We start from the raw sequence: 14,263 nt of genomic DNA, 5'->3' as shown, positions 1-14,263 counted from the left end.
TGGGGAGGGCAATACCTAGTGAAGAGCCAACGGAGGACGATCAGATCCGCCGCCCTGGCCACGACGGTCGCCGTCATAGGGGCGACCTTTCTGACCGCCGGAACCGCCTACGCCCACGAGGGCACCGCACCCGACGGCCGCGACCCGGCCGCCGCGGAGCACGGCGACCACGCCAAGGACGGGCACAAGCACGGCAAGGGCAAGGACGGCAAGCACGTCGACCACGACCTGCCCGGCCCGCTCACCAAGAAGCAGCGCTCCCAGCGCCTCGCGGCCCTCGAGCGGCTCGCCTCCGGCCAGAAGCCCGTGACCAAGAACGGCTCCAAGGTCATGAAGCTCGGCGACGACAAGTACGTCGAGGTGGAGCAGACCAAGACCGACAAGATCTTCACCATCCTGCTGGAGTTCGGTGACAAGATCGACCCCAGGTTCGGCGGGACCCCCGGTCCGCTGCACAACCAGATCGCCGAGCCCGACCGCAAGCAGGACAACACCACCCTGTGGAAGGAGGACTTCAGCCAGGAGCACTTCGAGGAGATCTACTTCGGAGACGGCGAGGGCTCGCTCAAGACGTACTACGAGACCCAGTCCTCCGGTAAGTACTCCGTCGACGGCATGGTCTCCGACTGGGTCAAGGTCGACTACAACGAGGCCCGCTACGGCAACAACGCCTGTGGCCAGAGCACCTGCAACACCGTCTGGGACGCCGTCCGCGACGGTGTGAACCAGTGGGTCGCCGACCAGAAGGCCGCCGGCAGCACCACCGAGGAGATCAAGGCCCAGCTGGCCGAGTACGACCAGTGGGACCGCTACGACTTCGACGGTGACGGCGACTTCAACGAGCCCGACGGCTACCTGGACCACTTCCAGTTCGTCCACGCCGGCGAGGACGAGTCGGCCGGCGGAGGCGAGCAGGGCGAGGACGCCATCTGGGCCCACCGCTGGTACGCCTACGGCACCGACTACGGCAGGACCGGTCCCGAGTTCAACAAGGCCGGCGGCACCGAGATCGGCGACACCGGCATCTGGGTCGGCGACTACACCGTGCAGCCCGAGAACGGCGGCCTGGGCGTCTTCGCCCACGAGTACGGTCACGACCTCGGCCTGCCGGACCTGTACGACACCGCCGGCGGCGAGAACTCCACCGCCTTCTGGACCCTGATGTCGTCCGGTTCCTGGCTGAACAACGGCACGGACGCCATCGGTGACTGGGCCGGCGAGATGACCGCCTGGGACAAGCTGTCCCTGGGCTGGCTGGACTACGAGACGGCCAAGGCCGCCACCAGGTCCACCCACAAGCTGGGCGTCTCCGCCCACCAGGGCAAGAACCCGCAGGCGCTGATCGTGGAGCTCCCCGAGAAGGAGGTCACGACCGAGGTCGTCGAGCCCGCGGCGGGCGAGAAGCAGTGGTGGAGCGGCAGCGGTGACGACCTGCGCAACTCCCTGACCCGTACCGTCGACCTGACCGGGGCCTCCTCCGCGTCGCTCGACCTCAAGGGCTGGTGGGAGATCGAGGAAGGCTACGACTACCTCTACACCCAGGTCTCCACCGACGGCGGCGCCACCTGGACCGCCCTGGACGGCACCCGCAACGGCGAGCCGCTCGGCAAGGACGCCTCCGGCGCCCCCGCCCTCGACGGCTTCTCCGGCGGCTGGGAGGACCTCTCCTTCCCGCTGGACGCCTACGCCGGCAAGAAGGTCGACCTCCGCTTCCACTACCGCACCGACGGCGGTGTGGCGGAGAAGGGCTTCACCGCCGACGAGATCACCATCACCGCCGACGGCCAGGCGATCGTCACCGACGGCGCCGAGGGCGACGACAACGGGTGGACGGCGAGCGGCTTCTCCCGCATCGGGGGCTCGTTCACCAACTCCTACCCGCAGTTCTACATCGCCGAGAACCGTCAGTACGTCTCGTACGACAAGACGCTGAAGACCGGCCCGTACAACTTCGGCTGGCTGGACAGCCGCCCGGACTGGGTCGAGCGCTACGCGTACCAGAAGGGCCTGCTGATCTGGCTGTGGGACACCTCGCAGCTGGACAACAACACCAGCGCCCACCCGGGTGAGGGTCTGGTCCTCCCGATCGACGCCCACCCCAAGGCCGAGAAGTGGGCCGACGGGACGCTGATGCGCAACCGCATCCAGTCGTACGACTCCACCTTCAGCTGGTACCCGACGCGCGGCATGACCCTGCACAAGAACGGCGAGGCCGCCAAGGTCAGCTGGAAGCTGGGCAAGCCGTACTTCGACGACCGCAAGGGTACGTACTGGGACGAGTCCAACCCGACCGCGAGTGTGAAGGTGCCCGACACCAACACCCGCATCTCGATCGTCCACCAGCCGCTCAACGGCAAGACGATGACCGTCCGGGTCGGACCCTCCACCAAGTGACATCTGCATGACAACCGCATGACACCGGTTGGCGCTGCGTTCTCGCAGGTCGCCGTGGTGAGGCAGTGAACGATCGGCCGTCGCCCCCTAGCGGGCGGCGGCCGATCGTGCTGAGAATGCGCGTACCGCCCGAGGGCGGGTCGCCGTTGTTGACGTGGTGTATAACGGGGGAGTGGTGAAGATGGCAGGCGGTGGCTGGACCAGGCTGCCGGACGGCAGCGTGGTCGTGGCGCTCTCCGTGCCCCGGCCGGGGCACGCCGGGCAGCGTGCCCGCTTCCTGGTGCACGCGGCCAACCGCGCCCGCGCCCTGACCCGGCTGAGGAACCTCGGCCTGCGCGCGGTCTACCTGCGCGGCAACACCGAGCCGCCCACACCCGACGAGATCAGCGCGGTACTGCACCACCCCGACGGCCTGGTCTGGCGCCCGGCCCCGCAGCACGCCGCCGGCGCGCCGGCGGGCGAGGGGGCACACGCGGAGGGCGGCTTCTGGCGGCCCGTAGGAGCCCTGCGCCGCGCCGCGGCGGGCTGAGCGGCCGGCGTGAGGGCCCCGGCGCCCGACCGGGACGCCGGGGCGCCGGGCTCAGGAGGTGCGGACCACGGGCTCGCCCGACAGCTCCACACCCGCTCCGCGCATCTCCTCCAGCGCCAGCCCGGTGGTCGGCGCCGCCACTCCGGCCGTCATGCCGAGCAGCACCCGGGTGCGGAAGCCCTCGCGGGCCGCGTCCAGCGCGGTGGCGCGCACGCAGTGGTCGGTGGCGATGCCCACCACATCCACCTCCGTCACATCACGGGAGCGCAGCCAGTCGGCGAGCGGGACGCCGTTCTCGTCCTTCCCCTCGAAGCCGCTGTAGGCGGCGGCGTACGCGCCCTTGTCGAAGACCGCGTCGATCGAGCCGGAGGCGACGGCCGGGGCGAAGTTCGGGTGGAAGCCCACGCCCTCGGTCCCGGCCACGCAGTGCGCGGGCCAGGAGTGGCGGAAGTCGGGGTGGTCGGAGAAGTGGTCGCCGGGGGAGACGTGGTGGTCGCGGGTGGCCACCACGTGGCGGTATCCGGCGGTGCTCTGCCCGACGAGGTCGGTGATGGCCGCGGCCACGTCGGCACCCCCCGCCACCGCGAGGCTGCCGCCCTCACAGAAGTCGTTCTGGACGTCTACGACGATCAGGGCCCGGTGCATGGTGCACACCTTTCGGCTGGAGTGGCCGCGGCCGGCTGGACCGGCCGCTGCCGTGACGGGTCGCGGACCACGGCCGGCGCGGTCCGCGGGGGACGGGGACGGGGGCGGGGACGTGTCCGACCTTAGACACTCGGCGTCCGCCGCGGGAGTACGTGGGTGCCGCGCCTCACCCCCCGGCGTACTCGGTGGGCAGGACCGGCTCGCCGCGCGAGAGCTGCGTCGCCGACAGCGGCAGCCCGTCGAGGGCCCGCAGGTGCCGCTCGCGGGCCGCGTCCAGCCGCTCGCGCGCCACGATCTCGCCGCCGCGGACCAGGTCCACCGTCAGCAGGTGCTCCGCCAGGTGCGCGGGCACCTCGCCGGTGCCGACGACCTCGGCCTCGGCCACGCCGTCCGCGTCCGGCCGCCGGGCGGCCCACTTCACGCCCCCGACCGACAGCTTCCCGCCCATGGACTTCTTCGCCACCGGGCGCAGCGGCGCGCCGGGCCCGGAGGAGTCGGCGCGGGCCACCAGCTTGTAGACCATCGAGGCCGTGGGGTGCCCGCTGCCGGTGACCAGCTGGGTGCCCACCCCGTAGGCGTCCACCGGGGCGGCGGCCAGCGAGGCGATGGCGTACTCGTCCAGATCGCTGGTCACGACGATCCTGGTGTCCCGTGCCCCCAGCTCGTCGAGCTGCTGCCGCACCCGGTGGGCGAGCAGCAGCAGGTCGCCGGAGTCGATGCGCACCGCGCCCAGCCCGGTGCCCGCCACCTCCACGGCGGTGCGGACGGCCTCGGCCACGTCGTAGGTGTCCACCAGGAGCGTGGTGCCGCTGCCCATGGACTCCACCTGGGCGGTGAAGGCGTCCCGCTCGGTGTCGTGCAGCAGGGTGAAGGCGTGGGCGCTGGTGCCGGCGGTGGGGATGCCGTAGCGGAAGCCGGCGGCCAGGTCGGATGTGGTGGAGAAGCCGCCGACGTACGCCGCCCGGGCCGCGGCCACGGCCGACAGCTCGTGGGTGCGGCGCGCGCCCATCTCGATCAGCGGGCGCCCCCGGGCCGCCACGGCCATCCGGGACGCGGCGGCGGCCACGGCCGAGTCGTGGTTGAGGATCGACAGGATCACCGTCTCCAGCAGCACGCACTCGGCGAAGGTGCCCTCCACCCGCATGACCGGCGAGCCGGGGAAGTAGACCTCGCCCTCCGGGTAGCCGCTGATGTCGCCGCGGAAGCGGTAGCCGGCCAGCCAGTCCAGGGTGGGCTCGTCCACCACGTCCCGCTCGCGCAGGAACTCCAGGATCTCCGGCTCGAAGCGGAAGTTGGCCACCGCGTCCAGGACCCTTCCGGTGCCCGCCACCACGCCGTAGCGGCGGCCCTCGGGCAGGCGGCGGGCGAAGACCTCGAAGACGGAGCGCCGGTCGGCGGTCCCGCCGCGCAACGCCGCCTGCACCATGGTGAGTTCGTAGTGGTCGGTGAAGAGGGCGGTGGACGGCACGGCGACCGGCAGGCCCAGGTCTGCGGTGTTCATGGAACGGATGCTACCCCCAATCTCGTCACTTTGACGATATTCGGTTCCGGGGGGACGCCCCGCGGTCCGCGGAACCCCCGTTTGCACCGCCGCCCGGTCGCAGTGGCAGCATGGGAACCGTGAGCGACGACACACACCGGACGACACCGTCTGCCGCCGCGGCCGTGCGGCCGCCCGCCGCGGACCGCGTACCCGGCCCGCGCGGCGCCCATGTGGCGTGGCTGTCGGTCGCCCCCGCCGAGATCACCCGCCCCGCCTCCGAGGAGGCTCCCGGGGTGGTGTCCGAGCCGGACGTCCCGTGGGTGACGGTCGTCCACAACGACCCGGTGAACCTGATGAGTTACGTGACCTACGTGTTCCAGAGCTACTTCGGGTACCCGAAGGAGAAGGCCAGGAAGCTGATGATGGACGTCCACCACAAGGGCCGCGCGGTCGTCTCCAGCGGCACCCGCGAGGAGATGGAGCGCGACGTGCAGGCCATGCACGGCTACGGCCTGTGGGCGACCCTCCAGCAGGACCGCTGATGGCCGGGCTCTTCCAGCCCGCGGCCGGCGTGCCCGGAGGCGCCGCCGTCGCGCTCGACGAGGTGGAGATCTCCATCCTGCGCAGCCTCGCCGTCCAGCTCCTGGAGCTCATCGGACCCGGCCCGGGCGCGGACGGGGCCGGCGGCGAGCAGGACCCGCTCGCCGCGCTGATGGCCGACGGCCCCACCGAGCCGCCCTCCGACCCGGCGCTGGCCAGGCTCTTCCCCGACGCCTACGGAGGCCCCGGGGCCGAGGGGGACGAGAAGACGCGCGAGGCCGCCGCGGAGTTCCGGCGCTACACCGAGAACGACCTGCGCGCCCGCAAGCGCGAGGACGGTCTGGCCGTCGTGCGCACCCTGGACTCCCTCACCCCCGCCGGCGAGGGGGGAGCGGTGCTCACCCTCACCCCCGGGCAGTCGCGCCAGTGGCTCGGCGCGCTCAACGACCTGCGGCTGGCCATCGGCGCGCGCCTGGAGATCACCGACGACGAGGACGGCGACGAGCTGTACGCGCTGCCGGACGGCGACCCGCGCAAGCCGATGGTGATGGCATACCTGTGGCTGGGAGCGCTCCAGGAGTCCCTGGTGGAGACCCTGGCGCCCTGACGGGTCGGCCCGGGCCCGGGCCGGGAGCGGCGGGGCGCGGTGGAGGGCGACCGGAACGGCGACTTCCGGTGCGCCGATGACTTCCGGCATTTATTTGTGCCATACATTAAAAAGTCGCTGCGAGCCCGCCGTGTCGCACAGGGTCACTAAAACTCTCCGTTAATCGGATGCGACGCCTCTTCGAGCGGAGCGGCTGCCCGTTTTATCCCCTGATTCCCTTGTGTGATCCGACCGTAATATGAGCATGTGATCCAGGTCACACCGGTGCGGTAGCGCAGCGTGATAGGAACTCCCAACCGATTTTTATCCGGGTCCTACAACCCGGAGAACTTCGGAGGAAGCCGCGCTCGAGACCGGACGCCGAGGTTGGTCCGTTCGCCGTATCACCGGCAACCACAGTCGCACCCGCCCCCACACGTCCCGCAGTCGCTACAGCCAGAGGGAATCCATGGCAAACGAAACCTGGACGACAAGGCTCGACGAATCCATCACCGAATTCGTCGATCCGATCGCCACGAAAATCAGCGAGATCGTCTTCTACACCATCCCCGTCGGGGACACCGAGTTCCCCTGGATCGTCGGCTGGCTGGTGGTCGCGGGACTGGTGTTCACCGGATACTTCGGCTTCGCCCAGGTCCGCCACCTGCCCAAGGCCCTCAAACTGGTCCGCGGCAAGTACGACCAGAAGGACGCCCCCGGTGAGGTGAACCACTTCCAGGCCCTCACCTCCGCCGTCTCCGGCACCGTCGGCCTCGGCAACATCGCCGGTGTGGCCATCGCGGTCACCATCGGCGGCCCCGGCGCCACCTTCTGGATGATCGTCTGCGGTCTGCTGGGCATGGCGACCAAGTTCGTCGAGTGCACCCTCGGAGTGAAGTACCGCGAGGTCCACGCCGACGGCACCGTCTCCGGCGGCCCGATGCACTACCTGCGCAAGGGCATGGCCGAGCGCGGCCTGGGCGGCCTGGGCAAGGTGCTCGCCATCGGCTCCGCCGTCGCCCTGCTGTTCTTCACCTTCTTCGGCGGCAACCTCTTCCAGGTCAACCAGAGCCTCGAGCAGCTCCAGTCCGTCACAGGCGGCGAGGACAGCCTCTTCAGCAGCTCCGGCGGCGCCCTCTTCTTCGGCATCTTCATCGCCGCCCTGGTCGCCCTGGTCCTCATCGGCGGCATTCGCTCCATCGGCGCCGTCACCAGCCGGCTGGTCCCCGCGATGGCGATCATCTACGTCATCGCCTGCCTCTTCGTCATCCTGTCCAACCTCACCGCCGTGCCCGAGGCCGTCTCCGACATCATCGTGGGCGCCTTCGCCCCCGAGGGCGTGGCCGGCGGCCTCATCGGCGCCCTGATCGTCGGCTTCCAGCGCGCCGCCTTCTCCAACGAGGCGGGCATCGGCTCGGCCCCCATCGCCCACTCCGCGGTGAAGACCAAGCGCCCCGCCACCGAGGGCCTGGTCGCGATGATCGAGCCGTTCATCGACACCGTCGTCATCTGCACCATGACCGCGCTGACCATCGCCATCGCCCGCACCCCGAGCTGGGAGGCGGCCCGCGAGGCCAGCGCCAACGGCGAGCCGATCGCCTCCGGCGTCTCGCTGACCTCGGACGCCTTCGAGAGCGCGATCTCCTGGTTCCCCTACGTCCTGGCCGTCGCGGTCCTGCTCTTCGCCTTCTCCACGATCATCACCTGGAGCTACTACGGCATGAAGGCGTGGACCTACCTCTTCGGCCGCACCAGGACCAGCGAGAACGTCTACAAGGTGCTCTTCAGCCTCATCGTCGTCACCGGTGCGCTGATGTCGCTGTCCTCCCTGGTCTCCCTGGCCGACTCCTTCCTCTTCCTCGCCGCGGTGTTCAACATCATCGGCCTCTACCTGCTGGCGCCCGTCGTCAGGCGGGAGCTCAACCGCGTCGTGGACTACATCCGCCGGCGCGACGCCGGTGAGAGCGACGAGCAGATCGAGGCCTCCGAGGCCACCGGCCCCGGTGAGGCCACCACGCTCGCCAAGTGACACCCGCCCCTCCGGGGGCGGCGGAGCACCGCGGGGCCCCGCCCGTACCGCACACCGGTACGGGCGGGGCCCCGCCCGCGCGTCCTGCCTATGCTGTCGCCCATGCTGACCATCACCCAGGAGCTGCACGACAAGATCGTGGCCCACGCCCGCCAGGACCACCCCGACGAGGCGTGCGGCATCATCGCGGGCCCGGCCGGCAGCGGACGCCCCGAGCGCTTCATCCCCATGCTGAACGCCGCCCGCTCGCCCACGTTCTACGAGTTCGACTCCGCGGACCTGCTGAAGCTCTACCGCGAGATGGACGACCGCGACGAGGAGCCGGTGGTCGTCTACCACTCCCACACCGCCACCGAGGCGTACCCCTCGCGCACCGACGTCGCCTACGCCGGCGAGCCCGGCGCCCACTACGTGCTGGTCTCCACCGCCGAGTGCGGCAACGACGAAGGGCCCTTCTCCTTCCGCTCCTTCCGCATCGTCGACGGCGAGATCACCGAGGAGGAGGTCAGGATCGTCCCCGCCTACGAGGACTGATCCCCGCACCCCTGACGACAGGTGAGACGGCAGGGTCCGAATCATGGAACAGGTATCCGGTTCCGGAGGCGGGAATCGTTACGATGAGCCCATGGTTAACCACGACGTGAGCGATACCCACCCGGGTAAGTCCCCGGGCGCGCTGCTCGTGGCGCGCCTGCACGTCGACCTGTGCCGCCTCGCCAGCGCCCTGGGGTCCCCCCGGCGCCGCGCGGCCGACCGCGCCTGACCCGGACGGCCACCCCCCGCGCGGCCCGCCCGGCCCGCACCTCGCCCACGCGCACGAGCCAAGGCCCACAAGCTTCCCGCCCTCTCCCACAGGAGTACACCCATGGCCATCGAGGTCCGCATCCCGACCATCCTCCGCACCTACACCGACGGGCAGAAGGCCGTCGAGGGCGACGGCGGCACCCTCGCCGAGCTCATCGAGGACCTGGAGACCCGCCACAGCGGCATCCGGGAGCGGCTGGTCGAGGGCGGCGAGCTGCGCCGCTTCGTCAACGTCTACCTCAACGACGAGGACGTCCGCTTCCTGGACGGGATCTCCACCAAGCTGAGCGACGGCGACAACGTGACGATCCTCCCCGCCGTGGCCGGGGGCATGCGCTGATGCGCTACGACTCACCGATCGCCGCGGTGGGCAACACCCCCCTGGTGCGCCTGCCGCGGCTCTCGCCGTCCGAGGACGTCCGCATCTGGGCCAAGCTGGAGGACCGCAACCCCACCGGCTCGATCAAGGACCGCCCGGCCCTGTACATGATCGAGCAGGCCGAGAAGGACGGCCGGCTCACCCCCGGCCGCACCATCCTGGAGCCCACCTCCGGCAACACCGGCATCTCACTGGCCATGGCGGCCAGGCTCAAGGGCTACCGCATCGTCTGCGTCATGCCCGAGAACACCAGCGCCGAGCGCCGCCAGCTGCTGGCCATGTGGGGCGCCGAGATCATCTCCTCCCCGGCCGCCGGCGGCTCCAACACCGCGGTGCGCGTCGCCAAGGAGATCGCCGCCGAGCACCCCGACTGGGTCATGCTCTACCAGTACGGCAACCCCGACAACGCCGGCGCCCACTACGCCGGCACCGGCCCCGAGATCTACGCCGACCTGCCCTCGATCACCCACTTCGTCGCAGGGCTGGGCACCACCGGCACCCTGATGGGCGCCGGCCGCTACCTGCGCGAGAAGGTCCCCGGCATCCAGATCGTCGCCGCCGAACCGCGCTACGACGACCTCGTCTACGGCCTGCGCAACCTCGACGAGGGCTTCGTCCCCGAGCTGTACGACGAGACCGTCCTCACCACCCGCTACTCGGTCGGCTCCGAGGACGCCGTCACCCGCACCCGCGAACTCCTCGCACAGGAAGGCATCTTCGCCGGAGTCTCCACCGGCGCCGCCCTCCACGCCGCCATCGGGGTCGGCCGCAAGGCCGTACGCGCGGGACAGAGCGCCGACATCGTCTTCGTCGTCGCCGACGGCGGCTGGAAGTACCTGTCCACCGGCATCTACACCGCCCCCACCACCGAGGCCGCGGTCGAGGCCCTCCAGGGACAGCTCTGGGCCTGAGCCCGCCCCGCACGTCCGGCGCGACACCCGCCCGCCGCGTCCCCGCGCCCCCCTGGGAAGCCGGGAACGGCGGTGCGGGGGCGCCCGCCGCCGGGGCCGCGCGCCACCTGGGGCACGCACACCGCACCGTCCGCCCCCGCGCCGCCCCCGCACCACCCCCGCCCTGGTGATTCCGCCCACAACGGGGCACTGCGAAGGACCCACCGGCCCCCGTGCGCCTTACGCTCAGGTAACCCCTCTTCCCGGGCCACGGAGGTTCCTTCCCCTATGAAGCTCACCGTCGTCGGCTGCTCGGGATCGTTCCCGTCCGCGGAATCGGCCTGCTCCAGCTACCTCGTAGAGGCCGACGGCTACCGGCTCCTGCTCGACATGGGCAACGGCGCCCTGGGCGAGCTGCAACGCCACTGCGGCCTCTACGACCTCGACGCCATCGCCCTCAGCCACCTCCACGCGGACCACTGCATCGACATGTGCGCGTACTTCGTGGCCCGGTACTACCGGCACGAGGGAGGCCGCTGCGAGGCCATCCCGGTGTACGGCCCCGCGGGCACCGAGCAGCGGCTGACCACCGCCTACGCCGACACCCCGTCCGAGAAGTCGATGAGCGAGGTCTTCGACTTCCGTGACCTCACCCCCCGCAGCACCTTCCGGCTCGGACCGCTGACCATCACCGCCGACCGGGTGCGGCACCCCGTGGAGACCTACGGCTTCCGCGTCGAGCACGAGGGCAGGACCCTCGTCTACTCCGGCGACACCGGCCCCTGCGACGCCCTGTGCGACCTGGCCCGAGGCGCCGACCTCTTCCTGTGCGAGGCATCCTTCACCGACGGCAAGGAGGACATCCCCGAACTCCACCTCAACGGGCGGCAGGCCGGGGAGTGCGCACAGCGGGCGGACGCCCGGCGCCTGGTCCTCACCCACATCCCCCCGTGGACGGACCCCCGGCACAACCTGCGCGACGCACAGACCGCCTTCTCCGGTCCCGTGGAGATGGCCCGCCCCGGCGCCGTCTACGAGATCTGACCGGCCGCCGGCCGGGCCCGCGGCTCACGGGCCCGGCCGCCGAGGGCCGTACCTGCTCGGAACCGGACCGCGCCCGGAACCGGCGGACCGCGCCCGCCGCTCACGCCCGGTACTGCGCCCCCTCCTGCTCGGCGATCTCCTCGTCCGACTCCCGGCCCGGCGTCGGCAGATCGAACCGCGTGATCGCGAACCGGAAGACCGCGTAGTACACCACCGCGAAACACAGCCCCAGCACCACCAGCAGCCACGGCCTGGACGCGATCCCCAGATTCAGCAGGAAGTCGATCGCCCCGGCGGAGAAACCGAAACCGTCCCGCGCCCCCAGCGCCCAGCTCAACGCCATCGACACCCCCGTCAGCACCGCATGGACCGCGTACAGCAGCGGCGCCACGAAGACGAACGTGAACTCGATCGGCTCGGTCACCCCGGTGACGAAGGCGGTCAGCGCGATGGAGAACATCATCCCGCCCACCACCTTGCGGCGCTCGGGCCGCGCGCAGTGGTACATCGCCAGACAGGCCGCCGGAAGGGCGAACATCATGATGGGGAAGAACCCGGTCATGAACTGACCCGCCGTCGGGTCCCCGTGCAGGAAACGCGCGATGTCCCCCTCGTACCGCACCCCGCCGTCCTCGTGGGAACCCGCCTGGAACCACGGGAACGAGTTCAGCAGATGGTGCATCCCCACCGGGATCAACGCCCGGTTGGCCACCCCGAACACCCCCGCCCCCAGCGCGCCCGACCCCACCAGCCACTCGCCGAAACCGTGGATGGCGGCCCCCAGCACCGGCCAGGCGTAACCGAAGACCACCCCCAGCAGCAGGCCCGCGAACGACGCCAGGATCGGCACCAGCCGGCGGCCACCGAAGAAACCGAGCCAGTCCGGCAGCCTCCTGCGGTGGTAGCGCTGGTAGAGCACGGCGGTGACCAGCCCCATCACCACACCGCCCAGCACACCGGCGTCCGCGGGCCGGGCGACGCCCTCCTCAGGAGGCAGATTGGGATCGCTGAAGGTGGCCATCACCTGCTGGAAGACCAGATAGCCCACGACGGCCGCCAGCCCCGTGGAGCCATCCGCCCGCCTGGCGAAACCGACCGCGATGCCCACCGCGAACAGCAGCGGCAGATTGTCCAGCAGCGCCCCGCCACCCGCCGCCAGGAACTCGGCGATCCGGTTGACGAAGCCCGGGAAGCCCTCCCGGCCCAGCATGTCCTCGTAACCCAGCCGGACCATCAGAGCCGCCGCGGGCAGCACGGCGATCGGCAGCATCAGACTGCGGCCGATGCGCTGGGCCACCGCCATCACGCCCGCGCCGCGCCTCCTCCCGCCCCCGCCGCCCCCTCTGCCGCCGCTCCCGTCGCCTCCGTCGTCGGATGTCCTGGCAGTGGCCGTGGTCATCGGCTTCCTCCCGTGGGGCCGTGCGGTCCACACCGCACATCCGCATCGCAAACATCACATGGGCAACAGAGCGCCTAAGTCACCTTGTAACACGAACAAAGACTCCGAAAGCGCCCAGACGGGCAAGAGGGCCGACGGAACGGAGGACAGTGCCGCAATGCAGTACCCGGAACACACCCGGGCCGCCCCGGGGCCCGCACCCCCTTCCCCGCCGGACCGGGAAGCGGTAAGGAGCCGATGAGGCGCCCTCGCGCAGGTGTGCATAACGTGGGTTAATGTGCCAATCCGGCCCACAGGGGACACCGGACACAGGACGGGCCGAGACGGCCGGCGACAACCGGCGGGAAGGCGGAGAACATGCCCGGCAAAGCGGAGAACATCGTCGCCGGCCTCGGCGGCATCGACAACATCGTCGAGATCGAGGGCTGCATCACCCGCCTGCGCACCGAAGTCGAGGACCCGGGCCTCATCGACGAAGCCGCACTCAAGGCCGCCGGCGCACACGGAGTCGTGAAGATGGGCTCCGCCATCCAGGTCGTCATCGGCACCGACGCCGACCCCATCGCCGCCGAGATCGAGGACATGATGTGACCACCCCACCCCCGCGGCCCGCGCCCACCCGGCCACCAGGGCGTTCACCCGAACGGCCGCCCCGCCCGGGGCACTAGGCTCGCACCCATGTCACGCATCGACGGCCGCACAGCCGAACAACTCCGCCCCGTCACCATCGAACGCGGCTGGAGCAAGCACGCCGAGGGCTCCGTCCTCGTCTCCTTCGGCGACACCCGCGTCCTCTGCACCGCCAGCGTCACCGAAGGCGTGCCCCGCTGGCGCAAGGGCAGCGGCGAAGGCTGGATCACCGCCGAGTACGCCATGCTCCCCCGCTCCACCAACACCCGCGGCGACCGCGAATCCGTCCGCGGCAGGATCGGCGGCCGCACCCACGAGATCTCCCGCCTCATCGGCCGCTCACTGCGCGCCGTCGTCGACCTCAAGGCCCTCGGCGAGAACACCGTCGTCCTCGACTGCGACGTCCTCCAGGCCGACGGCGGCACCCGCACCGCCGCCATCACCGGCGCCTACGTCGCCCTCGCCGACGCCCTCGCCTGGGCCCGCGACAACAAACTCGTCCGCGCCAAGGCCCAGCCGCTGACCGGCACCGTCTCCGCCGTCAGCGTCGGCATCGTCGACGGCACCCCCCTGCTCGACCTCTGCTACGAGGAGGACGTCCGCGCCGAGACCGACATGAACGTCGTCTGCACCGGCGACGGCCGCTTCGTCGAAGTCCAGGGCACCGCCGAGGGAGTTCCCTTCGCCCGCACCGAACTCGACGCCCTCCTCGACCTCGCCGTCGCCGGCTGCGCCCAACTCGACGGCGCCCAGCGGCACGCACTGGACACCGGAGCGCTGCCCCCGGCCTGAGCCCGGTCCGGGCCCCGGCCCCCGCCGCGGCCACCCAGGGCCCTCCGGCCCTTCCGGGCCGTCCGGACCCTCCCGGCGACACCCCGTGAGAACGCGGACGGGACGCGGAACTTTGCGAG

The 14,263-nt window shown here is 71.1% G+C and carries 14 protein-coding genes and 1 pseudogene; 12 read left to right on the top strand and 3 right to left on the bottom strand.

The genetic code is table 11. The features are described from left to right. Positions 1-18: 18 nt before the first annotated feature. Positions 19-2,394, top strand: coding sequence for an immune inhibitor A domain-containing protein (locus tag ACW69E_RS01635; RefSeq protein ID WP_457496350.1), 2,376 nt, complete (start codon positions 19-21; stop codon positions 2,392-2,394). A 181-nt stretch (positions 2,395-2,575) separates the two neighbouring features. Further along, the gene (locus ACW69E_RS01630) at positions 2,576-2,923 is read left to right on the top strand and encodes a hypothetical protein (RefSeq protein WP_457496402.1); all 348 of its coding nucleotides are present in this window, start codon (positions 2,576-2,578) and stop codon (positions 2,921-2,923) included. Positions 2,924-2,974: 51 nt separating this feature from the next. On the opposite strand, the gene ACW69E_RS01625 is transcribed toward ACW69E_RS01630, so the two are convergent. Then, a complete protein-coding gene (locus ACW69E_RS01625; RefSeq protein WP_457496349.1) occupies positions 2,975-3,568 on the bottom strand; it encodes an isochorismatase family protein in 594 nt (197 codons plus the stop codon). A 166-nt stretch (positions 3,569-3,734) separates the two neighbouring features. After that, a complete protein-coding gene (locus tag ACW69E_RS01620) occupies positions 3,735-5,069 on the bottom strand; it encodes a nicotinate phosphoribosyltransferase (RefSeq protein ID WP_457496348.1) in 1,335 nt (444 codons plus the stop codon). Positions 5,070-5,290: 221 nt separating this feature from the next. Between ACW69E_RS01620 and clpS the strand changes: the two genes are divergently transcribed. The 8 genes from clpS (at position 5,291) to ACW69E_RS01580 (ending at position 11,323) form a co-directional block, all read left to right on the top strand. Continuing rightward, positions 5,291-5,593, top strand: coding sequence for an ATP-dependent Clp protease adapter ClpS (gene clpS, locus ACW69E_RS01615; RefSeq protein WP_457496401.1), 303 nt, complete (start codon positions 5,291-5,293; stop codon positions 5,591-5,593). After that, complete coding sequence (locus ACW69E_RS01610) at positions 5,593-6,198, top strand: DUF2017 domain-containing protein (protein ID WP_457496347.1); 606 nt, start codon at positions 5,593-5,595, stop codon at positions 6,196-6,198. The genes clpS and ACW69E_RS01610 overlap by 1 nt, the downstream gene beginning before the upstream one ends. Positions 6,199-6,646: 448 nt before the next feature. Beyond that, entirely contained in the window at positions 6,647-8,206 is a 1,560-nt protein-coding gene (locus ACW69E_RS01605; RefSeq protein ID WP_457496346.1) for an alanine/glycine:cation symporter family protein, read from the top strand. A gap of 102 nt (positions 8,207-8,308) precedes the next feature. Then, positions 8,309-8,740, top strand: a complete 432-nt coding sequence (locus ACW69E_RS01600; protein ID WP_093655606.1) for a Mov34/MPN/PAD-1 family protein — start codon at positions 8,309-8,311, stop codon at positions 8,738-8,740. A gap of 91 nt (positions 8,741-8,831) precedes the next feature. After that, positions 8,832-8,969, top strand: a complete 138-nt coding sequence (locus ACW69E_RS01595; protein WP_341829718.1) for a putative leader peptide — start codon at positions 8,832-8,834, stop codon at positions 8,967-8,969. Positions 8,970-9,071: 102 nt separating this feature from the next. Next, positions 9,072-9,350, top strand: a complete 279-nt coding sequence (locus tag ACW69E_RS01590; RefSeq protein WP_093654152.1) for a MoaD/ThiS family protein — start codon at positions 9,072-9,074, stop codon at positions 9,348-9,350. Next, positions 9,350-10,300, top strand: a complete 951-nt coding sequence (locus ACW69E_RS01585; RefSeq protein ID WP_457496345.1) for a PLP-dependent cysteine synthase family protein — start codon at positions 9,350-9,352, stop codon at positions 10,298-10,300. The genes ACW69E_RS01590 and ACW69E_RS01585 overlap by 1 nt, the downstream gene beginning before the upstream one ends. Positions 10,301-10,567: 267 nt before the next feature. Continuing rightward, a complete protein-coding gene (locus tag ACW69E_RS01580) occupies positions 10,568-11,323 on the top strand; it encodes an MBL fold metallo-hydrolase (RefSeq protein WP_457496344.1) in 756 nt (251 codons plus the stop codon). Positions 11,324-11,423: 100 nt separating this feature from the next. On the opposite strand, the gene ACW69E_RS01575 is transcribed toward ACW69E_RS01580, so the two are convergent. Continuing rightward, complete coding sequence (locus ACW69E_RS01575) at positions 11,424-12,626, bottom strand: PTS transporter subunit EIIC (RefSeq protein WP_457496400.1); 1,203 nt, start codon at positions 12,624-12,626, stop codon at positions 11,424-11,426. A gap of 441 nt (positions 12,627-13,067) precedes the next feature. Here ACW69E_RS01575 and ACW69E_RS01570 point away from each other — a divergent pair. Together ACW69E_RS01570 and rph are read left to right on the top strand one after the other, a co-directional pair. Then, positions 13,068-13,313, top strand: a pseudogene (locus ACW69E_RS01570) (glucose PTS transporter subunit EIIB); the annotation flags it as partial. An 87-nt stretch (positions 13,314-13,400) separates the two neighbouring features. After that, on the top strand, positions 13,401-14,144 hold the full coding sequence (rph, locus tag ACW69E_RS01565; protein WP_457496343.1) for a ribonuclease PH: 744 nt from the start codon (positions 13,401-13,403) through the stop codon (positions 14,142-14,144). Positions 14,145-14,263: the final 119 nt, after the last annotated feature.

Source organism: Streptomyces sp. SS8, from assembly GCF_054072955.1.
Note: the sequence above shows the minus strand (reverse complement) of the source record. Positions and strands in the feature narration are given on the sequence as shown.